This window comes from Pseudoalteromonas denitrificans DSM 6059 (assembly GCF_900112265.1).
GTDB lineage: Bacteria > Pseudomonadota > Gammaproteobacteria > Enterobacterales > Alteromonadaceae > Pseudoalteromonas > Pseudoalteromonas denitrificans.
This window is the reverse complement of record NZ_FOLO01000071.1, coordinates 1-23,607: the sequence shown is the minus strand read 5'-3', so window position 1 is coordinate 23,607 and position 23,607 is coordinate 1. Positions and strand designations below refer to the sequence as shown.

The following is a 23,607-nucleotide window of genomic DNA, read 5'->3' as shown; positions in this document are numbered from 1 at the left end:
GGTGATTTTGTTATCGCGGATAAAGGCTATGATAGTGAAGCGATTAGAAATAAAGTTCGAGAGAGAAATTCAAGCCCTGTGATCCCCAGAAAGCAGAACTCAAAAACGGGTAATGGAGATATAGATTGGTGCTTATATAAATATAGGCACTTAGTTGAAAATGCATTTGCAAGACTGAAACACTTCCGTGCTATAGCTACAAGATATGATAAATTAAAGTTACAGTTTGAAAGTATGCTAGCACTGGCGTGTGCAATGATTTGGCTGCCAATGTGAAAGATCAACAGCCCCTAGTATTACAAAAACCTTATATTAGAGTTATTTATAATGAATAAATTAACCTTGTTACTCTTAATTTTCTTTTTCACATTTCCATCTCAGGCTAAAGTTTTATCTTTAGCCCAAACTATAAACCAAGCTGGTTTACAGCGAATGTTATCTCAAAGAATTGCAAAAAATTATATATTAATAGCAAGTCAGATCACACCTGAAAAAGCAACAATTGAACTTGATAAAAGTATTGCAACATTTGAAGAAAATTTGCATAACTTAGCTGAATCGATTACAGACGATAAATCTAAAAAAGCACTTAAAGTATTAAAGTTGCGTTGGTTTGATTTTAGAATTTTTGTTTTGTCCGAACCTGATAGAAAGCATACAATTAAAATAGTGGATTTTAGTGCCGATATTCTGAGGACTGCAAATAAATTAGTATTATCTCTTGAAAGATTTTCGAATAAACCCAGCGCAAAACTTATTAATGTTTCAGGCCGACAGCGTATGCTATCACAAAAAATAGCGCTCTATTATTTAGCCAGCTACTCAGGATTTAAAGAAGATTATTATTTAGAGCAACTCATTAAGACTGCCAACGAATTTACTTTAGGGTTAGATATTCTTATGTTAGCAAAAGGGAATACCACACAAATAAATGAAGAATTAACCAATGTTCATGAACAATGGTCTTTTTATAAATCAAGATTTGAATCTAATAAAAAAGCGCGTTACGTACCGAGAGTTATTCAAGTTATCACTGAAACGATACTAAAAGATATGAATGATTTAACTTCGCTATATGAAGCAATATTAAAATAATTTATATACGGCAGGCTTATGAAGCCTGCTTTTTATAATTTTTATCTATATACATGCGTTTATCTGCTAAATTTAGTAATTCATCTGCTGACTTTCCATCTTTTGGATATACAGAATAACCAATACTCGTTCCTAAAGTAATTTTATGGGCGTCTATTTCAGTAATTGACGCCACAGAAAATTTTAACCTTTCCATAATAGTTTCGCATAAACTGATCCCTTCAATATCCTCTAATATAATCGCAAATTCATCTCCGCCTAATCGACCTACAGTATCAATTTCACGGACTGTAACCTTTATTTTATTCGCAGACAATTTAAGTACAAGATCGCCAATATTATGTCCTAAAGTATCATTTATGGTTTTAAATCCATCTAAGTCTAAAAATAAAATACCGACCTGACTCTTATTTCTAGCCGCAGCTTTTAAACTGTGTATTAACTTATTATTGAATGAATGACGATTGGAAAGTGACGTTAGGGCATCATAATTTGCTAAATCAAATAGTTGTTTACTGTGTTTTACTTTTATTAACTCTGAATCAAAATGTATTTTAAACATCAAATAAAATGAAAAAAGAAATAATAAAGAGCCAATAAAAATAATCACTAAAATATTGAGCGCTATTGTATTCCAAGTTAACTGTTTTTTAATTGAAAGTATTAAAATTTGTGCCCCTATAGAAATTTCTTTTTGATATGAAAATTGTGGTAATAAGCTTTTTTCTTGCTCCGAAACATTTTTTTGAGCTAGTTCGTACAATAAGTTTTCAGGTTCATTCTTCAAATGTATAGCGATATCAAGATTTGGTGTAATAGAATTTTTATTAACTAAAATATCTGATTTAATAACAAAAAAAGAGAAAAAATCAGGCTGCATTTTTTGCTCAAAATATGAAGGTTGCACCATTACAAAAACCCGTTCGTCATCGAGGGTATCAAAAGGTTCTGAAATAACAGTTTTATTATGGCGTTGAGCTAGTTTGGTAGATTTAGCTAAAAATGGCAGAGATAAAACATCTAAACCATAATTATTGAAGGACAAATTATCTTTATCAGCAAAAAAAGTGATGGGATAAAATTCACTTGCTGTACTTTGGCTAGCATCAGTGAAACGACTGCCATCAAATACTTTCACTTTATAATTATAAAATGTACTTTGTATATCGTTAAATTCACTTAAGTTTTCTTTTGTTACCCTTTGAGCTGCTTGTATTTGATAAATATAAGGAACACGGTTTAACACTTGATGTGAGTATTTAACAATCGTGCCATAGCTCTCTAAACCAATACTTGAAAGCAATATAGAAAAACCATCTAATATAAAATTTGTACTTTGAGTTACTTGTAATAAATGCTGGTGTATATCATTGGTTTGAGTGATAAAGCCTTTATGCGCATCACTTATATTTGATGAGATAATAAAAAAATTAATGCCAATAAATGACAACAAACTAAAAAGTGCTAAAAAGAAATAAACAAGCACAATTCTGAATTTATCTTTTCCTGAATTTAAGGTTTGTTCAAATTCCATTTAAAGATTATTTCTCCAAAGTTTAGCCTTTCAAATAAATTAAGCCTCTTTGTGATGATAGTGAACAACTTGAAAAACGGTATAATTCCTTTTGATTTTAAAATAAAACAGCTACTTCCATCATAAAGTAGCTGTTTCATGTAGATTTAAAATATGAAATCAACACCTATGCTGATAGTATCTGAGTCACCATGATATGCCCAGCCAGTAGCCTCATGACCCTGCTCAACAAATTTATCATACTGAAGCTTTATTGAGGCACTAGGATGAAAATCATAACGAATGCCATAGCTCATTAAATAATGTTCCTCATAATCATCTTTAACGACACGTTTTGAACGTTTATGATCCGCTTTTGAATAGCTTAAATATGGGTGAAATTCATCCATATTATACACTAAAGAAATCAAATACGTTGGATACTCAGTACCATGAGCGTCATCATATTCGACCATATTCATATCAAATAAAATTGTAAACTGAGCTAAGTCTACTGTGCCCCCAAAACCTAAAAATGTTTGAGAAAACGGTGTCATAACCGTAACACTTCCATCTTGTGCAATGGTATCTCTATCTCTATCATTTTGAAAATAAACAAAACGCACATCAAAGAAGTCACCTGATAAATTCCAGTTTATACCTAAAATATCAGTCCAGAATTCATTCACAGCTCTCGCTGTGCCCCCATATAATTTATCGTAATAATTCATTTCCTTATTGTCATTTGAATATTCATTGCCATAAAAGAAACTTACGGTATTTGAATAGTCACCTAACGTAAAATCATACATGGCTGTTAGGCCATTAAATTGCGTAACTTGCCACCAATATAAATTTGAAGGGGGTCTCATCCAGGGGTAGGCATATCCAACTTCAGAGAATTCTGAAAAATAATACATAGGTATATTACGTCTACCAGCCATGAGGGTTAGCTCATCAGTCGCTTGATATGTTAAATAATACCAGTCAAACTCAGGGCTAAAATCATCAGTACCTTTTGCAACTAACTGACCTGTGACTTTTAATTTTTCTCCCATATCTGCAACAAACTGCAAGGCAAACATGGTTTCAGGTTTAAAACTAAAATCATTATTATATTGGCCAACATCGTAAAAATCAGCCGTTAGAATTTCATCTCGTTTTTGCCCTGGATTAAGAGGATCATCTACTGTTCCAAGTGTTTTACCAGCAACAATAGAGCCAAAACCTGATATATTAATGTCAGCACAAACATAACCTGAAATCAAAGAACTTGATACAAGTAAGGCAGAAAGAGACTGTTTAAAATATTTCATATTATCCTCACTTAAAATTTTGCAATGACTTTAACGGCATCAGTGACAGATGATGAGTTGATATAACCAATCGCACCTTGATTAGAAGATATTGTTGATATCATTTCAGCATCTGAAGAAAGCTCTTTTGGCATGCTACCTTTACCAGTAAAAACTAATTTAGACCAATAAGCATTTACTTGGCTACTTGAGCGACCTATTACTGCTTTGTTAAATTCATCTCTTGAGCCCATGCCTTTAGCCGCATTCATTGGCAAAGCCACTTGACCGTTAGGGAATTTTTTCATTTTTCCCATGAATATTCTCTCAATTGCAGTTTTATCAAGAGTAGAACTATTGGCTGTATTTACAATAACAGCGATTTCTGCTGATGCAGAATAAGTAGTTAACATCCCAGCAAGTAGAGCACCTATTGCTAAACTGAGTTGTTTTTTATGATGTTGTTTACACATTATTAATTCCTTAGAGATAACTCTGGCAGAACTAACCAGAAAGCCCGTTTCATTGCTAAATATAGGATTATCTCCTGATATATCAAATTTCTAGCTGTAATAATAAAAAACCCAAAAATGTTTAATATATAAAATTGCACTTTTGCTGTGCATTTTTGTTTAACTTTGGTGCTTTGTGGGTGGGAATATCAAATGAAAATACATTAACCCATTGTTTATATTATCTAATATTACTTGGCATTGCCTTTGCTCCTTGCCATACAGGTAGGTTATTAATTCACATAACTAATATAAGATAATAAGGATTAAAAAATGGCGGATGCTGTAGGCATAAATTTAAGGTCTTTCACTGGAAAAATGAAAATACTCCATTTAAGCTGGATGGCATTTTTCATTACTTTTCTTGTTTGGTTTAATCATGCGCCATTGCTCGGCATGATAGCAAAAAGTTTAAACTTAACCTCTGACCAAATTAAAACCTTATTAATTTTGAATGTTGCACTTACGATACCTGCAAGAATTATTATTGGTATGTTAACTGATAAATATGGTCCTAAAATAAGCTATGCCGTTTTACTTTTTGCTTCGAGTATTCCCTGTTTTGTATTTGCATTGTCAGATACTTTTATGCAAGCAGCCATTGCAAGATTTGCACTGGGTTTTATTGGCGCGGGTTTTGTAATTGGTATCAGAATGGTCAGTGAATGGTTCCCTGCTAATGAGTTAGGAACTGCTGAAGGTATTTACGGTGGGTGGGGAAATTTTGGCTCAGCAGCTGCAGCTATGTTACTACCCATATTGACACTATATTTTATAGATATAGGTTTAGGAGGTGATGATGCATGGCGATACAGCATAGGTTTAACAGGTGTTTTATGTTTGTTATTTAGTTTTATTTGGTATTTTAATGTCTCAGATACACCCAAAGGCGCTACTTATTTTAAACCTAAAACATCGGGCGCTATGGAAGTGACATCAGTTGGTGACTTCTTTTTATTATTATTGATGAAAATTCCTCTTTATGCTGCATTAGCTTTATTAACTTGGAAACTCTCTCCATCGGGTATTGATATGATTTCTAAAAGCTTATCACTGGGAATATACTTTTCACTGTTATGTCTTTTAGTCTTTGAAATTAAAAAAACATGGCAAGTTAATGGTCATATATTTAACACTCCCGTACCTGATATACACAGATATTCCTTTAAACAAGTAGCCGTATTAAATATATTATATTTTGCTACCTTTGGTTCTGAATTAGCTGTTGTCTCTATGTTGCCTTTGTTTTTTAGCGAAACTTTTAGTTTAGATATTGTTCATGCAGGTTTTTTGGCCTCTTTATATGCCTTTATGAATTTAGGATCGCGCCCTGTTGGCGGTTGGTTAAGCGACAAATATGGTAGAAAAAAAGTGCTATTAATACTGACTTTTGGTTTAGCTTTGGGTTATTTCATATTAGCGCAACTAAATGGGGAATGGCCGCTCTATTTGGCCGTGTTCGCTGTCATGTTGTGTTCTTTTTTTGTTCAATCTGGGGAAGGCGCTGTTTTTGCAGCTGTGCCACTTATTAAGCGCCGCTTAACGGGTCAAATTGCTGGCATGACAGGCGCTTATGGTAATGTAGGTGCTGTAGTATACTTAACGATTTTGTCATTGGTTAGTTACCAAACATTTTTTTTAGTCATTGCAGTAAGCGCTGTTATTGGCTTCATCGCTATCTTATTTATGTCAGAACCAAAAGGCGCAATGGCTGAAATTAATGCTGATGGCTCAGTACAAATGATAAACCTAGGGTAAAATTTGGATTAAGTATCGAGCAATAAATAATGCAAAAAATAGTGAATCAAGATAGCTCATTTAAGTTAGCCATTGGTGGGTATTCAACTCAAGGCAAAAAAGCACACAACCAGGATGCTTTTGCAGCCTTGATGCCAAAATCAAGTATATTACGTAATAAAGGCGCATGTGCTGTTATTGCTGATGGTTTGTCTTGTGCAGATAATGCTGCACAAGCCGCGCAATTAAGTGTGACTCAGTTCATAGAAAGTTATTATGAGACTCCAGATACTTGGTCAGTACAAAAATCAAGCGCTCAGGTATTTAAAAGCTTAAATAGCTGGCTATATGGTCAAGCAAAATCTAATCAATCGAGTCAATGGTTAACAACATTGTCAGCCATTATTTGTAAGTCTTCTACGGCTCATATTTTACATGTGGGCGATTGTAGAATTGCAAGGTTACACAATAACGCTCTTGAGACTTTAACCAGAGAACATAATCATAGCGCTGGTGGTTCTAAAACTGTATTGACCAGAGCCATGGGGGCTGATCACAGAATTGAAGTCGATTATAAAAAAATTGCTATGTTAGCTGGGGATATTTATATGCTCAGTAGTGATGGAGTATTTAATCATTTAACAAATAAAATGGTTAAATTTGAATTAGCAAAAATATCAAAACATCATACTCAAAAAGACTTAGAAAAAATAAGTAAAACAATAATTAATAAAGCAATTGAAGCGGGTAGTGAAGAAAACTTAACATGTTTGATAGTCAAAATTGAACACACTACGACAGAGAGTCATCAAGAATTGGATTATTACTTAGAAGGGAAAGTCATTCCACCCCCATTAAAAGTGGGAGACAAAATAGATAATTTTCAAGTATTACAAATAATACAACATAGTACACGCTCACATATATATTTAGTTAAAGATAACACGATAGCAGGGCAGTTTATATTGAAGATACCTTCTTTAAATTACACCGATGATCAGCACTACTTACGCTCTTTTATTCAAGAGGCATGGATTGGAGAAAGAACAAACCACGTAAACTTGGTTAATGTTTACTTTGCAACTAACAAAAGTAAGTTTTTATACCACTTGAGTGATCACATTGTTGGGCAGTCATTAAGGCAGTGGATGCTACAAAATGTCAAACCTGAAATTTATAAAGTACAGAATATTTTAAAACAATTAATATTAGCTGCACGTACTTTACAAAGAATGGAAATAATACATCGCGATATACGGCCTGAAAATATATTAATAGATGAAAATGACCACATTACACTGATTGATTATGGGGCGGCACATGTAACTTCTTTTCATGATGGCATTGGAATGAAGCTTGATCACCCTATGGGTACATTAGAGTACAGTGCGCCTGAGTATTTAATAGATCATAGAGCAGATTTTAAAAGCGATATGTTTTCCATTTCTGTATTGATGTATGAATTACTATCTGGGCAGTTCCCATATAAAACAATCAAACATCAAAATGATATAAATCATAACTTATCTAAATGGCAATACAAATCTATTAGAAGTTACCGTATAGATTGCCCCGTCTGGATTGATTTAGCTTTAAGACAAGCATGCGCCGCTGATCATAAAAACAGATATCAGGCATTTTCAGAATTTGAAACAGATATGTGTTCACATATAGTAGAAAAATCAGGTCAAGAAAAAGCACTGCCTTATATGGAAAGAGACCCTGTAAAATTTTGGCAAATCATTTCCTTATGTTTATTTATAGCCTTATTGATAGTTGCGTTTAAATAATTAACAAATTATTGTAAGAGTACACTTTATAAAAAAGAACCTTGGATTCAAATAATAAAATGAAAGTTATCATAAACTTATGTTTTGCTTTAATCAGTTTTGTTTATTTAATTAAAGCGAATGCAAATACTCTAATTACTTATGCCGATGCTATAACATCTCCAGCAGTTTATTTAGACTTAGGAGAAAAAGGAGACTCACTAGGTGATCAATGGCTGTTTGATCAACCTTTATTAGATATCAACGGAGATAAAATTGGCAACAATAGCGGTGTATGCTTAAGGACTAAAATTGGATCTAGCTCACAATGCCAATGGACCTTAACTTTAGCCAAAGGCACCATTCAAGTTGCAGGTCGTGAGTTTGACCAAGGAAGCTCTTCAATCAGCATTGTAGGCGGCACCGGACTGTATAAACATATTTCAGGAGAGTTAATTTCAGTAAAGCAAAAAAACGGCACATTTAAACAAACTTTATTTTACACAATTAATCAAGGATCAAAAAAAAAGAACAAATTGAAAAAGATCAGTTCATTAATAAATGATGTCAGAGCCAACAGCCACTATGCCTGTTCTGAATGTCATGGTAAAACTGGAAACCCACCTATAACAGACAAATATGCCAAACAATCCCCTATACTTGCAGGGCAATCCATGAGTTATTTAACTGCTCAGTTGTTACACTTTAAATCTGGTGCGAGACATACCCAAGAAATGGATAAAGCATTAACAGATTATAATTTAGATGAAATAAAAATGATCGCAGCTTATTTTTCTAAGCAAGTACCTTTAAATAATAATGAACTTAACCCAAGTATAGATACTTTAAAGCATAATAAACTTCAAGATGCACAGTGGGCAAAGAAAGGTAAACAGCTTTATTTTTATGGGGATGAAAGCCGCAATATTAATGCTTGCTCATCTTGCCATGGTGATAATGCCCAAGGAAATATCGCACTGAATGCCCCGAGATTAAAAAATCAACATGCACGTTATATCAGGATGACATTGTCAGCTTATTCACAAGGAACCAGAACAACGGATAAACATTTATCCTTTGTCATGAAAGATATAAGCAAAAAATTAAATCAAGATGATATTAAGCATGTCGCTGCCTACATCCAATCAATGTAATAAACATTTTTAAATATATTAATTAACAAAATAGGAAAACTATGTGTAAAAGGAATTATATTTTTACTTTGGTCATTTTTTTGCAAGCCTGTGGCTCTTCACATTCTCAACTAAATACCCAGACCGTCAGCCAAGATACAAGTTTAGACTACAATAACACTCATTATCTTAAGCAAGATATTCAGTTAAAGTTTAAAGCACTTTACGTTGCACAAACGATATCCTTTACTAACTCAGCATTAAATCAAGCAAAAATATTACTCAATAACACCATTGAAACAATAGACAATAAATTATCTTTATCTGATATGAATATTTTTATTTCGCCAATCAATGACAGCGCTGCCACTAATAATGTTTTATCTCATTTCAACTCAGACAAAACCAATATTATAATTCAAAGCTCTGTATTTAAATCGATCATTAATAATGGCAATAGCAGTGAAGCTGAACTTGCTTTACTATTTCAAGTTTTGAAATCAAAATATCAGAGTAATGAAAATAGCAATAATATAAATTTAATAGAAGGTATAAAGTTTATATCTCTTGCGCATTTATGGATGCAAGCCAATAATCACTCATTAGTATGGTCTGAACTTCCAGAAATAGAACAATCTACATATTTAAGTTTTTTATTAGAATCAAATAATAAGTTTAATTTTGAAACACAGTGGTTTTCTTTAAATGAAGCTAATTATTCATTAAAAAGCATCTCCATAATGACCCGTGCAATTGACAAATATATTGCTGATCACCCAGCGGCTACTATTCATAATATTTGGCAAATTCCCGCGTCTAAAATCTTAATTTGGTATGATAAAAGTAGTAGGGAAGTTAAAACAAACCCTTATGTTAGAACGCCAAACATTGATGAATTTGATCAAGTACCAGATTATGAATTTTCTCGTCAAGCAATAGCTTTTCCCAAACTCTATTTCTTAGAAGGTTTACATAATGAAAAACAAGTTTCTTTAACTTTTGATGATGGTCCTTCTCAATATAGTCAGCCAATTATTAATGTATTGAAATCGCATAACATAAAAGCGACATTTTTTGTCATGGGTCAAAATATTTCAAGTAATACACAAGTACTTAAAAATATCGCTGCGCAAGGTCATACAATCGCACATCACTCTTGGTCACACCCTGATACCAGTACTTTTGAAAATAACGATACTTGGTGGCAACAAGAATTTGAGCCTACAAATAATTTATTGAATGAAACAATAGGGTACAGGGCCGCAATATTTCGTCCGCCCTATGGTCGTATCCGAGATGATCAGATCAAATATCTGGCCCAAAAAGGGATTTTAGTTGTTAACTGGTCAGTTGATACCAGAGATTGGAATTCAAATACAAACTCAGTCAAAAATATAGAAAATGCGGTATTGGATAATCAACACTCTGAAGCAATTATATTGATGCATGACGGTGGAGGAAATAGAAACAATACAGCAACTGCTTTATCAAAAATTATAGAAAGCTATCAAGCGCAAGGTTATAAATTTGTAACTGTTGATAAATTATTAGGCGTTAGCAAGTCTAAATAATCCGGTATATTTTTATAGCAAAAAAGCTGCGATTTGTAGATAAATCGCAGCTTTAATTGTCTAAATATCTATTAACTGAACAGCTAAACTCTTAATTGCTTAGCCGCTTTAACCATGTTTTCAAGTGCAGGTTTAACTTCAGCCCAACCGCGTGTTTTCAAACCACAGTCTGGATTTACCCATAAACGTTCAGCAGGAATTCGTTCGCCCGCTTTTTCCATTAATGTAACCATATAATCAACTGTCGGAATATTGGGTGTATGAATATCATAAACACCTGGGCCAATTTCATTTGGATAGTTAAATTCATCAAATACATCTAACAGTTCCATATCTGAGCGAGATGTTTCGATTGTAATAACATCAGCATCCATATCTGCAATTGCCGATATCATGTCATTAAATTCTGAATAACACATATGAGTATGAATTTGTGTTTTATCACTTACACCATTTGATGTAATTTTAAATGATTTAATCGCCCAATCTATATATTCTTGCCACTGTGATTGCCTAAGAGGTAAACCCTCACGTAGTGCAGCTTCATCAATTTGAATGATATTAATACCCGCTTTTTCAAGATCTAAAACCTCATCTCTAATAGCAAGTGCCAGTTGTAAACAACTTGTAGAGCGCGGTTGGTCATCACGAACAAAAGACCAATTTAGAATCGTAACAGGACCCGTTAACATGCCTTTCATTGGTTTATCTGTTAATGTTTGTGCAAACTCGCTCCACTGAACCGTCATGGCTTTAGGGCGAGAGATATCACCAAATATAATGGGTGGTTTAACACAACGAGAGCCATAAGACTGCACCCAACCAAACTGACTAAATGCATAACCATCGAGTTGTTCACCAAAATATTCAACCATATCATTACGCTCAGGTTCGCCATGCACTAAAACATCAAGCTCTAACTCATGCTGAATATCAACGCATAGCTGGATCTCAGCTTTCATTAATTTTGAATATTCAACTTCACTAATATCACCATTTTTGAATTGACGACGTGCTTGTCGAATTTCAGTGGTTTGTGGAAATGAACCTATTGTCGTTGTTGGGTAAGCTGGTAAATTAAATATTTCTTTTTGAACCGCTGCACGGGCTTCATAAGGAGATTGACGTAAAGCCATCTCATCAGTGATAGAAGCAACTCTTTGTTTAACAGTTGGATTATTTACGCGAGGTGAATTTTGACGACTTTCAATTGCAGCAGCATTATCTGCAATAGCTTGAGCGCAAGAGTCTCGGCCTTCATTTAATGCTTGGGCAACTAGTGATAATTCGGCTAGTTTTTGTGTTGCAAATGCTAGCCAGTTTTTGATCTCAGCATCAAGTTTCACTTCGCTGTTTAAATCAACAGGTACATGCAATAAAGAACAAGAAGGTGCTATCCATAACCTTTGCTCTAATTGCTTTGATAGGGGTTCTAGCCAATCTAATAACGCTGTTAAGTCTGTTTTCCAAATATTACGACCGTTGATCACACCCAATGATACAACTTGTTGTTCATTTAAATTTTCAATTAAAGCTGCCACTTCATCTTTTGCGTTAATAGCATCTAAATGAACACCAGCTACAGGTAATTCACATAATAATGGTAAATTTTCTTTCAATTGGCCAAAGTAAGTTGCAAGCAGTAATTTTACAGAACTTGTACTGAGTGTTTGATATGCTTTACTTAACGCTTGTTGCCATTCATGGCTCAGTTCCGTCACCAAGATAGGTTCGTCAATTTGCACCCAGTTAACACCACTTTGCGCAAGTTCAGCCAGCAACTGCGAATAAGCCAATAAAGCTTTATCTAATAAGGCAATTTTTTGTGACTCATCTTTTGTTTTACCTAACCAAAGGTAAGAAACAGGGCCAAGAATCACAGGCTTAACATCATGTCCTAACGCTTTAGCTTCATTGACTTGGCTAAGTAAACGGCTGCTATCTAAGTTAAACTCAGTATTTTTAGTGAATTCAGGCACTATGTAATGGTAATTAGTATCAAACCATTTTGTCATTTCACCAGCATGTACACAACTACAACCAGTATCAATTGCTGAGCGACCACGTGCAATTCTAAAATAGTTATCAAGTGAACCACCCTCAAGATCTGATACACGATCAGGAATATTTCCTAATAAAAAACTTGTATCAAGCACTTGATCATAAAATGAAAAATCACCAACAGGTACTAAATTTAAATCTTTTTGACTTTCCCAATGTTTGGCACGTAGTGTTTGTGCCGTGTTTTGAAGAGTTTTTTCAGAAATTTTGTTTGACCAAAATTTTTCTAATTCAAATTTAAGCTCTCGTTTTGCACCAATACGTGGAAAACCTAAGTTATGTAATATTGCCATTTGTATATTCCTTTTTATTTATAATTTTCATCAATTAAAAATAGATGTTTAGATGGCTATAACTGTAATAGCAATAAACAATGAAAAATAATGGTGTTTTTTCATTGTTTTATGAATTACATTCATAGGTTGTTAATTTACTAGGAACTTAACTATGATTGAACGAACACATCTGGCGATTATTCAGCAAGTAAGCCTGCGAGGCACTTTGACCGAAGCCGCAATTAGTTTACATTTAACCCAATCAGCTTTGAGTCACGCTATAAAAAAACTAGAATCTCAACTCAATGTAAAAATATGGTCCAAAGAAGGGCGGGTTTTGCGTTTAACGCAAGCGGGGGAGTCTATGTTGTCTCTAGCAAATCGAATTTTGCCACAATTAGAGCATACAGAAGTTCTAATGAAGCAAATTGCAGCAGGCCAAAAAGGCACATTACGAATTGGCATGGAATGTCACCCTTGCTACCAATGGTTATTGACAGTAGTCGCTCCCTATTTAGAGTTGTGGAGTGATGTAGATGTAGATGTAAAGCAGAAATTTCAATTTGGTGGTATTGGCGCTTTATTTAACCATGATATTGATGCTTTAGTTACCCCAGATCCCTTATTCAAACGTGGTCTGATATTCGAGCCTGTATTTGATTATGAATTGGTATTAGTCGTAAATGCTGATCACCAACTTGCACAACAAGACTATGTTACACCTGAGGATTTAAGTAATGTCACTTTAATTACTTATCCAATAGAGATAGAAAGATTAGATATATTCAGTAAATTCATGTTACCGGCACAATCTAGTCCATATAAACATAAAACAATCGAAACAATCGAAACAACAGACATTATGCTACAAATGGTAGCAAGTAATAGAGGTGTATCAGCATTACCAGCTTGGCTTGTTGAACAATATACCAATGCTTTACCTATTAAAGCGATACGGTTAGGTAAAAAAGGCATACATAAACAAATTTTTATAGGATTACGAGAACAAGAGTCAGAGATAGAGTATGTTAAAAGTTTTGTGGCATTAGCTAAACAAGCTTGAATTAATACTTGAGTGTAATGTGTTGTTTGAAGTTAAAACTTGGTTGCGCATTAAGTTAACTCAGTTCGACACAAAAGCGTTTATATGAATAAAGAACAAGAACGCCTAATATTGCAGTAACCTAGAGATAAAGTTACTATTTGATTTTATTAATTAAAACAAGAAATTTATGACGCTATTTTTAAAACACAAAGCCATGTTAATTTTAATGTTTTTTTTGACTTTTAATGCCTTTGCACAAACCAATGATTTAAGCCATTTATTATCAGCCAAAAATACACAAAAACTTACTGAGCGATTTATAGTTGGTGGCCAACCAAGCCTAAAGGATTTATCTGTTTTGTCAGAAAATGGCGTCACCACCATCATAAACTTAAGGGCACAAAATGAATTTATTGAATTTGACGAACAGGCTAAAACGAAAGCACTAGGAATGACATATATTTCAATTCCGATTGCAGGTGCAGTCGATTTAACGACTGAAAACGTGACTAAATTCTCAAAAATAATTAATCAAAATAACAATAAAACATTTGTGCATTGTGCCAGTGGCAATAGAGTCGGGGCCATGTTTGCGTTAGATGCCTATTTAAATAAAAGAAATACCTTAGATGAAGCAATATCTATTGGTAAAAAGGCTGGCTTAACGCGTTTAGAAACAAAAGTAAGAGCAATTATAGATAAAAACAAGTGATATTTTTGTTTTAAAAAATAATTTTATTGATAAATTTTAAGAGCTAATATTACCTTATGTTATATCTTCTCGGTGATATCCAACTTGATTTACATTCAGGCTGGATAATTAAAAATGACAAAAAAACGAATATCCGAGCAAAAACCTTATTAGTTTTAAAGTATTTAACTGAAAATAAAAATGATGTGGTTACTAAACAAGCTTTGCTTGATCATGTATGGCACGGTGTCGTTGTGCAAGAGCAAGTTTTAGTACAATCAATTAAGGAAATACGTGATTTATTGGGAAGTGATGTTATTAAAACTTACCCAAAAAAAGGGTATCAATGGACCGCACAAATAACCCCCTATAAAAAATCGGAACCTTTCATTATAAAACTTAAAAAATATAAAATTACTTTTTCCATTTTAATTATTATATTTGCTTTAATATTATTTCTTTTTGTTTACTTAAATTCACTCCAAAATCAAAAACATGCTTTAAACATTACTTTTTTGCCTGTAAAAAATGATATGCCTGATAAAATTCATGCTTGGGTACCGATAGAGGGAATGGACTATTTAATTAAAAACTTGAGCCATCAAACAGGTTTTAATGTAATCGAAACTGATGATGTTTTACATGCAATTAGCCGAATCGATACTTTTAATAAAATGAGTGATGAAGCGCAGGTCAATCAAATTAGAAAAACAACAGGTGCCGATATCATCATTCACACCCGCTTACTAGGCTACCCCCAAGATTTTCAATTACATTATATTATATATTCAAATCATAGTGTTGAACGTGGAGTTGCATTTTCATCAAGCATAACTGAAGCATTCGATCAAATCGTTAAGAAAGTAACCGAACGTTTTAGTGATTACAAACCTCAGGCTAAATTGTCATATCAAAGTGATTTTAGTAATGAAGCTTTTGTCAATGGCATGGCGCTTTATCTTCAACGTGATTATATTAAAGCAATACCATTTTTTACATCTGCATTACATTCAAATCCAAAATTACTTGCCGCAAAACGTTATTTAGCTGCAAGCTTTGCCAATTCAGGACAAGTTGAGCAAGGTATAAAACTATTACGAGAAAATATAAGTTCTGCACAAAAAAATAATGATATTCGAGAAGAAATCCGCGATTACCTTTTAATTGGGTATTTACTCATTAATTGGCATGAGGATGCAATGACACCTCAAATACACATAGAAAGTGCTAAATCTTATATTGAAAAAGCACGTACTTTGGCAGAGCGCGTTCAAGATAAACTTTTTATCGCTTATACCTATGAAGAACTAGGGAAAATATATCGATTAAAACAGCAATATCCTCAAGCAATTAAATTATTAAAATCGGCTTTATTATATCACCAGTCTTTTAAAGGAAGTTATGGTCAAACAACTGCATTAATTGAATTAGCATTGGTTGCTGATAAATTAGGAGATTATCAAGAGTCTCAAACCTATTTCTCAAAAGCGATGAAAATAGCAAATAAGAATGGTGTCGCAACAAATAAAGTTTGGATATTATTAGCGAAAGCCAATTTAATGCAACTAAAGGGAAACTTTAAGAAAGTCGAAGATTTAACATATGAAGCAATGAAAATTGCTCAAGAATCTAAATCAAAACATTTGATATATCGGGTCAATGCTTGGTTAGACAAAAACCCAATATATGAAGTGAATTAGTCAGCATTCGATCTGACAAATCACCTGTCATTTTTCAGCTATGAAAATTGTCTGCTATCCCACTAGTTGAACTCTACGTCAGTCGAGTTATAAGTGCTGGGATCTCAAGTGTTACGCTGCTGAATCGTTTTAATAATCAAGTCACATCGGTACTCTCTGGATTAATAGTAATGGCAGTTCCACTTCTAGCTATATACGTTTTTGAACAAAACAAAAATAAATTGCTCTTTGTTTTGAAAAATAAATCATTTCAGGTGTCCATATGCCACACCTGAATTAAGTGCCTTAAATATCTGTATGTGGATAACGTTCAGGTTTTTCTGAGTAGTTAAGCACTGAATAGCTGAGCACTGAATAACTGAGCAAGTCGAGATTTAATGTGGCATTTTGGAGTATTGTTATTAAGATGATTTTTTTGTCACTTTGAGCAATATAATAAGACGCATAATTAATTTTTATATAACTCAAGGAAAGTTTAACAATGATGAAATAGTAACCACTCAATATACCTAGTCATTTGTGAAGATCATAGTTTTTAAGTCAATTCTTAGTATTGGTTCAAACTTGTGATCTATTGAGTGATCGCTTTGTCGGAGTAACCTACCTCTCCCTATCAAAATTGAGGGGCCACTTCAGGCCCTGAACAGCCGAAGCGTGCCATAAACAGACCTTTGCTATTTATTCATGGATGGTGACTTTGAGCCTAAAGCGGTCATAGGACTTTTGCGAAGTCAAGAGCATATTCAAGGTGGTTTTCACCAAAATACTCTGTTTTTTTATGGGGCTGGTTTAAGCTCAAAGCCGACATTAAGCTTTTGAGAAACCATGAGCATATTCAGGGTAAGTTAAACTAAAATATACTGCTTGTTTTTGGGGTTGGTATAAGCTCATAGCTGCCTGTCGTGTATCATCTCTAAACGCTAAACTTTGCCAAAAATCGGACTATAACCTTCAAACAATAGTTCGATTTAGATTTTGCATCAATAATCTGGATGAAAGCAGAAAAGCAGATATGGTTAATGCCTACTTTCCAAAAAATCTCTCTTTTTCTCATACTCAATTGACTTAATTTTATGTTCAATTTGTTCTTCAACATATGCTCTATGCTCAAGTAACTCCACAGAATTGAATAATGGCAATATAGAGGCAAGATAGTTCTTTTCTCTTTCCAGTATAGGGACTCTACTTCCTGACCAACTTCTTGTTGTGAACTCGTAATCAAGCGTTTGAAAGTCATTATAATTATTATTACCTTGTAAAAACAAACTTAATAGTTCTCTTCGAAAATCGTCGCTCATATAGTTAGCAAGGTTAAAAATAAAACAAGAATACTTGATGTCATCAATATTGTTCAAAATAGTGTGTTTGATGAATGATTGTTTTTTTTCAATCAATTCTTCGGCTTCATTTCTCCCTTTTTCTTTCAAAAACAATTTGCAAAAAATATTATCACCAATGCCGTATGAATCTTTTTCTTTGTGATAAACATACTTACCATATTTCTCTATATCGTCTATAAAGTTATCTCCTTCCCATAAAAAGTCTAACTCTGGCATGTTTGTATGAGAATCAGGCCAGCGTTCACTATCATAGATACTATCTACAATTTCGCCCAAGAAAGTCGTGTTACGTTTTGTCAATATATCTAAGGCTTTTCCTTTATAATCCCAATACCGTTCAATCTTGAATACTGCTAAATAAGCATCAAATATTAGTTTTTCATCTGATTTAAATATTTCAAACCAAGAGCCAAATATTTCAGAGTTATCACTGAAAATATGGCCTAATGATTTAGCGTAATTTTTGTCTTCCTTTGATTTATCTACCAATAACTTTACCGCTTTTACATATATTTCTTTATCTACGGTCTGGTACTTAGATAAGAAATCTAACCAATTTCTTAACTCATTACTTGGCGTGTAGTTTAAATGTTCAAGTAACGATTCAGCATCCGTTTTAGTGATACTTTCTTCTGGCAATAACGAAAAATAAAATGAGCACCAATACTTCTTCCAGCGATAATCTTTTGAGTTAATTAATTTCCATACTTTATTCGCATCTTGAGTCTTAAAAAGGTTAGAAATAATTGAAAATGGGTTAACTTCAAATATATCGTCATAATCCATATATAAAGACACATAATCTACGAATTCTTCGGCATGAGTTTCACCAATGGCTTTTAAACTCATTTCAATACCTCTTTTAAGGGAATAATCTCTTTCTCTACCAGAAAGAGCATTATGTAACGAAACGCACTGCTCCATGAATTGGGTAAACTGCTCTTTTGTGAGAATCGAAAAATACTTTACAACGCATTGATGGCGGTATTTATTGTACTCTTCATATCCCATGTCTAGCATTCTTCGCTCTTGCCTATCTTCAAGAAGTAAGTTTGAAAGTTCAAGGGTTTCACTTGCAAAATCATTTTTCCATTCTGCTGGATATTCAATTTCAAGTGAGTCTAAATGATCACAAAGATCTTGCACAATTAAGCAATGCGAAGTGTTATTCGAATCTAAACTAATGACAAAACATTCTTTTATATATGGCAAATCAGCCTCTGCCATTTCTTTTCCTTTAAACCTTAGCTGACTTACGTACTCCTGAAAAATTTCCTGAATAGTTTTTTTGTAGCTTAACTGACACTGTAGAATTGATAAATTGGCAATTAATTTCTGTCTTATTGGCATGAGGTATTCATCTGGCGATAACCTAAAGGTTATAATATTAATGGTATCGCCTCGGCTCCATTGATGCTCTCTATATTCAATTTTTAAAAATGATTTAGCTACTAAGGTAAAAATTTTAGAAAATAAATAATTTTTACCACATTCACTTCTCTCGATCAGGGTATCAACAACATGAGCCTGAATATAATAACCATAACGCCAATCATTAGGCTTAAAGCTATACTTTTCTGTTAATTCTTTAATAATGCAACCAAGAGACTCTTTACTTTTTGATAAATATTGTAAAAGTAAATCAAAAGACATTTTAAACTCAGCTTTACCATAGTTTCTAAAATTACTTAGCAAAGTAACTAATGACGATTCAGTTGATTCTCCTTTTTCTTCTTCAAACGACTCATCTTCCCAAGATTCTTTTATACAGGGCATTTCAGAAATTAACTTTTTGGCAAAAATTAATGTTTCCGTGGGCAGCGCAAACCAAAATGAATTCAAAAATTCAATTGAACTCCTAATATCTCCAGATTCAGAAATTACTTTGAATGTTCCCTCTATTTCACACCTGATTTCTTTTACTATTTTTTTGTGGTCAAAAGCACTAATTACAGGGTTTAAGGCATCAACTATGGTTCTTTTAAAATCAGGATAAAAGTCATTAACGATTAATGAAAATGGTATTGTTTTCTTTTCAAATACGGATAGATAAAATAAATAGGTCGATAAAACTTGGTCTGATATTTTTACAACTTCATCTTCGTATAAATCTACAAGTTCATTTTTATGTAAAATACCAACATATTCCCAAAATTCTTCAGACGAAATGCCAAATGAGTTTTGTACCCACCCCATATGCGAATCATTTAGCTTATCTACTTTTCTAAAGAAAGAGATAGCACACGCTACCGCCATTAACTTCTCATTTTCTACAACTTCTTTTATGTTTTCATTTTGACCAAAATAATCATCATATAAAGATGCGACATTTTGTATTGAGTTGATTTGATTAGTTTCAATGGCTACTTTTGAAGCCATCATTGCCAACCTTGCATTACCACCTGATATCTCTTGAATTCTTTGTTGATATTCACTGTTATGAATATCAAACAACTCAACAATTAACTCTTTAATTTGTTCGTCTGTTAAGGGGGATATATACTGCTCATGTATATTTGTGAATTTACTAACCTGACTTACTACTGAATCGTGAGCGTAATCCCTAACGGTAGCAATAATACGAAATGTTCTATTGCCATCATTTTCATTGAGGTAATGTAAAATGTAGTCGAGCCTATTATCTAGCCTGTTTGCATCATCAACAAAGATTAAGTAATCACCAGGCTCACTTAAATGTGCAGTTATATCTCTCGTTAGGTCTGCCCCCTTATCAAACAGGCAATATACTTTTAGAGCTGAATTTGTTTCCTGCATTGTCTTAGCTAAATTTACAGAAAATAATGTCTTACCTACACCTGCTGCACCTGATACTAACAATAACTGCTCTTGCTCTAATTGAGCCATGCCTTGCTTAATTAATTCATCCTGAAATAACATTTTATTGTCTATGGAAGTCGTTAGGTTGTTTTTCCCATACCTGATAATAAAGTCGTCTACGGGGAGTAGTTGCCCTGTATCGAGAGGTAAAGTTAAATATTGTTCAGATAAAACGGGGTAGCAGTTTTGAATGCTAAGAGACATTGAATCGAGTCCATTCAAACTTAATCTGGTATTTCTTTTTTGGCAAAGACTTGTTAGATGATTAATTTCATGTGTTGATAGTTTTCCTAAATAACAAATTATTATTTCGCTAATTTTCTCACTTTTAATACCCGTTTTTTGTTCGTCAAAGCATTTATTAATATCATCTTCAAGTTTAATGGCTAATCGATTCTGTTGGACTGTATATTCAGAAAAAACATAAAAACCATCAGGCTGTATAAATAAACAATCAGGGGTGCCTTTCGTTACTCTATCAGTTGACTGCATCATCCCTATAGCATTGATATTGTCATATCCTTTGCGATGCAACCAGTCATCACATAAACGTTGAAATATCCCACCTTCAAGTTCTAATAACTTTGCTTTAATTTGATTCGTGGCATTCATAAGTATCCTTACACCTGAAATGTTTATCTAAAAAGTAAGTGCTGTTATATTGCGTTTTTTTATTATTAAAAGGAATCTAAACCTGTAAATATATTTATGTAATTGAATGTTTAAAATAGTTAGGATTCGTGGAATTATTTGGACGACCTTGCCGTTATGAAGTTCTAGTAACGAATTCATTAGAAAATATATAACAAAAGCTTTACTTTTAAGTCTTTATTTTAAAACCCTAATGTTTTCAGATGGTATTATCGCAAGCATAATAAATAACTTATTAATAATTTAGGAAGGATTCTCTTGTCAAAAAATAAAATATCAAACTTTGTTTCTTATTGTGAAAATGAACTAGGTAATGAAACATGGATTCCTTTATATAAGAACCTTGATTCTGATGATAAAACGATTGATGGTTCACAATACTCTTGTTTAGCTCCTATAGTTGGACGAGAAGTGTATATGGACTCTTACGGTTGGGATTTTTCATATGGTAGTGGTAGTCCTTCAATTATATTATGTGGTGATGATGTAAGTTATGAAGAACATACATCTGAGTTTTTACCGTTAGTTTTTGTTCGAGATTTTATAGGAAGAAAAGAAAAATATAATGAAATTCTTCAAGAATTAGTATTGTACTTGGGGCTGTACAATGACACTAAAAACTCTAAATATATTATTGATGATGATAATGGAAAAGAGATTGAAGTAATTCGATATTCTAAAAAAGAAATTGTAATTAGAACTTCATTCTTAAAAGCATTTATGGCAGCTAAACAAATGAATTTACTTTTGTTTTTTGAAAGCTCTTTTCATTTTAACGAAGAATTTGATAACGAATTAATTATTAAACAAAACAACATTAGATATGATAAATTCTCTAATGATTCGTATGTAAAAGGTTATAAAAACTTTACAAGAGTTGTTGGTAAAAAATTAATTGATTGCCAAAAATTAACAGAAAAAAGTGCCTCACCTTTTAGTTTAGAAGAAGAATACGAAGATTTTATAATTGAAGGGGACGAGCACGATTCAAAATATCATTCCTGTAACCCATCAATTCTAGCTGACTATTTCGGTGGTAATCCTGATGCACCACACTATTTAACTCAGATATTTTTTAGTAAAGATGTTATGCAAAGATATTATAATGCATCAACAGAGTATGAAGTTTCAGATAGCATGATATATAAAGTTGGTTATTGGCAGCTAAAAATTGACAATAATTCAAAAGATCATGTCTGTGTGTTTTTGGGTGATTTAGGGAGAAGCATACCTAATTCTGAACAAAAATATTGGAAATGTTTCAATATTGGGGCTGAAAATAAAGAGATGAGTAATACATACTTTGAACGGAGTATGCTTGGTAAATGGTCAAATCCAGAAAGCCCTGATTTAATCTTTAAAGGGGCGTTTGAAAGGTTTCAAAGTGAATGGTTTGAACACTTTGGTTGGTATCTATTTCTTCCTTTAACTAATTCAGATCTGCATTGTTTTAACACATTACATTGCTTAACAAAAAATGAACAATCTGAATTTGACTCTCAAGTTTTATCACTTGTTAAAATCACAATAGACTCAATAAATGTGAAGGGAGTTAAGGCTGTAATGCCTTGTGATGAAAGTGGATCTATAAAATTATTTTCAGCTTTTCTTAAATCTAAAGACATAAATTTTGATGCTGCTAGTTTCTTGGGTGGGCTTCAAGGAGTACGTTCAACAGGTGTCGCTCATAGACGAGGTTCCAAGTATGAAAAGACAATTAATCGCCTTAATATTGATGATAGCGATCTAGTCTTCGCATTTGATAAAATTTTAGAGCAAATGATAGAGCTTATTAACTCTCTTACAAAAATATTAGAATAATCATTTTTTCTATAAATTGGTAATTTGATTTTAAATTCCTATGACCGCTCTGGTGGCTTTGTTGCCTATCAAGGTGAAGATAGGCCAACATTTTATGAATGCAAAAATTGCTTAAAAAATTACTGACGCTAATGACAGATTTGTCGGAGAAACCGACCCTTTACAATTTAGGTGAATGATATGAATTTATACCAAAAAGAACAAAATCATTTAAGACCTCTTTTTAGAATTATTACTGGTGTACTTTGCCTATTAGGGGCTGTTGATCTTTGTTTGAATTTTGTGCGTAAGTGACAATCTCGTATAATTCACTTCGCCAAAACCAAACTAAACGAGATTGTCATGCCCCGATTAATGCTCACTGATGAGCTGTGGTCGAAACTAAAAGCTATATTGCTTGAAGATAGAGTTTATAACAAGCTTGAACATCGACAAACACTAGAAGGAATACTTTATCGCTTACGTGTTGGCTGTCCGTGGCGTGATTTACCTGAATGTTTTGGGTTGTGGAATACCATTTATCGTCGTTTTCTTCTTTGGTCAAGAAAAGGCATATTAAT

General features: G+C 33.1%; 16 protein-coding genes. 11 read left to right on the top strand and 5 right to left on the bottom strand.

Features of this window, described 5'->3' with window-relative positions; genetic code table 11:
* Nucleotides 1-276, top strand: a 276-nt coding sequence (locus BM088_RS24400; protein ID WP_143085155.1) for a transposase, incomplete at its 5' end; no start/stop codon positions are given.
* A 51-nt stretch (nucleotides 277-327) separates the two neighbouring features.
* Nucleotides 328-1,095 carry a type IV pili methyl-accepting chemotaxis transducer N-terminal domain-containing protein gene (locus BM088_RS24395; RefSeq protein WP_091991091.1) on the top strand — a complete coding sequence of 256 codons (768 nt, stop codon included), beginning with the start codon at nucleotides 328-330 and terminating at the stop codon, nucleotides 1,093-1,095.
* 16 nt (nucleotides 1,096-1,111) lie between these two features.
* On the opposite strand, the gene BM088_RS24390 is transcribed toward BM088_RS24395, so the two are convergent.
* The 3 genes from BM088_RS24390 to BM088_RS24380 form a co-directional block, all read right to left on the bottom strand.
* Nucleotides 1,112-2,629, bottom strand: coding sequence for a sensor domain-containing diguanylate cyclase (locus BM088_RS24390; RefSeq protein ID WP_091991088.1), 1,518 nt, complete (start codon nucleotides 2,627-2,629; stop codon nucleotides 1,112-1,114).
* A gap of 146 nt (nucleotides 2,630-2,775) precedes the next feature.
* Entirely contained in the window at nucleotides 2,776-3,924 is a 1,149-nt protein-coding gene (locus BM088_RS24385) for a hypothetical protein (RefSeq protein ID WP_091991085.1), read from the bottom strand.
* Nucleotides 3,925-3,935: 11 nt separating this feature from the next.
* Complete coding sequence (locus BM088_RS24380; protein WP_143085154.1) at nucleotides 3,936-4,376, bottom strand: type 2 periplasmic-binding domain-containing protein; 441 nt, start codon at nucleotides 4,374-4,376, stop codon at nucleotides 3,936-3,938.
* A 312-nt stretch (nucleotides 4,377-4,688) separates the two neighbouring features.
* Between BM088_RS24380 and BM088_RS24375 the strand changes: the two genes are divergently transcribed.
* From BM088_RS24375 to BM088_RS24360, 4 genes are read left to right on the top strand one after another with little or no spacing between them, the layout of a single operon-like run.
* The gene (locus BM088_RS24375) at nucleotides 4,689-6,173 is read left to right on the top strand and encodes a NarK family nitrate/nitrite MFS transporter (RefSeq protein ID WP_091991082.1); all 1,485 of its coding nucleotides are present in this window, start codon (nucleotides 4,689-4,691) and stop codon (nucleotides 6,171-6,173) included.
* A 29-nt stretch (nucleotides 6,174-6,202) separates the two neighbouring features.
* Nucleotides 6,203-7,942: a bifunctional protein-serine/threonine kinase/phosphatase gene (locus BM088_RS24370; protein WP_091991080.1), complete on the top strand. Its 1,740-nt coding sequence runs from the start codon at nucleotides 6,203-6,205 to the stop codon at nucleotides 7,940-7,942.
* A 59-nt stretch (nucleotides 7,943-8,001) separates the two neighbouring features.
* Nucleotides 8,002-9,075: a c-type cytochrome gene (locus BM088_RS24365; RefSeq protein ID WP_091991077.1), complete on the top strand. Its 1,074-nt coding sequence runs from the start codon at nucleotides 8,002-8,004 to the stop codon at nucleotides 9,073-9,075.
* Nucleotides 9,076-9,116: 41 nt separating this feature from the next.
* Nucleotides 9,117-10,625: a polysaccharide deacetylase family protein gene (locus BM088_RS24360; protein ID WP_091991075.1), complete on the top strand. Its 1,509-nt coding sequence runs from the start codon at nucleotides 9,117-9,119 to the stop codon at nucleotides 10,623-10,625.
* A gap of 83 nt (nucleotides 10,626-10,708) precedes the next feature.
* On the opposite strand, the gene metE is transcribed toward BM088_RS24360, so the two are convergent.
* Entirely contained in the window at nucleotides 10,709-12,979 is a 2,271-nt protein-coding gene (metE, locus tag BM088_RS24355; RefSeq protein ID WP_091991072.1) for a 5-methyltetrahydropteroyltriglutamate--homocysteine S-methyltransferase, read from the bottom strand.
* Nucleotides 12,980-13,133: 154 nt separating this feature from the next.
* On the opposite strand from metE, the gene BM088_RS24350 reads away from it, so the two are divergent.
* The 3 genes from BM088_RS24350 to BM088_RS24340 all read left to right on the top strand — a co-directional run bounded on the left by BM088_RS24350 (nucleotide 13,134) and on the right by BM088_RS24340 (nucleotide 16,397).
* A complete protein-coding gene (locus tag BM088_RS24350; protein WP_091991069.1) occupies nucleotides 13,134-14,024 on the top strand; it encodes a LysR family transcriptional regulator in 891 nt (296 codons plus the stop codon).
* 169 nt (nucleotides 14,025-14,193) lie between these two features.
* A complete protein-coding gene (locus BM088_RS24345; RefSeq protein WP_091991067.1) occupies nucleotides 14,194-14,718 on the top strand; it encodes a protein tyrosine phosphatase family protein in 525 nt (174 codons plus the stop codon).
* A 56-nt stretch (nucleotides 14,719-14,774) separates the two neighbouring features.
* Nucleotides 14,775-16,397: a winged helix-turn-helix domain-containing protein gene (locus BM088_RS24340; RefSeq protein WP_091991064.1), complete on the top strand. Its 1,623-nt coding sequence runs from the start codon at nucleotides 14,775-14,777 to the stop codon at nucleotides 16,395-16,397.
* Between the two features lie 1,016 nt (nucleotides 16,398-17,413).
* On the opposite strand, the gene BM088_RS24335 is transcribed toward BM088_RS24340, so the two are convergent.
* The gene (locus tag BM088_RS24335) at nucleotides 17,414-21,187 is read right to left on the bottom strand and encodes a DNA replication protein (protein ID WP_091991061.1); all 3,774 of its coding nucleotides are present in this window, start codon (nucleotides 21,185-21,187) and stop codon (nucleotides 17,414-17,416) included.
* A 297-nt stretch (nucleotides 21,188-21,484) separates the two neighbouring features.
* Between BM088_RS24335 and BM088_RS24330 the strand changes: the two genes are divergently transcribed.
* Complete coding sequence (locus BM088_RS24330) at nucleotides 21,485-23,047, top strand: hypothetical protein (RefSeq protein ID WP_091991059.1); 1,563 nt, start codon at nucleotides 21,485-21,487, stop codon at nucleotides 23,045-23,047.
* Nucleotides 23,048-23,389: 342 nt separating this feature from the next.
* A partial coding sequence (locus BM088_RS24325; protein ID WP_143085153.1) for a transposase occupies nucleotides 23,390-23,607 on the top strand: 218 nt, incomplete at its 3' end.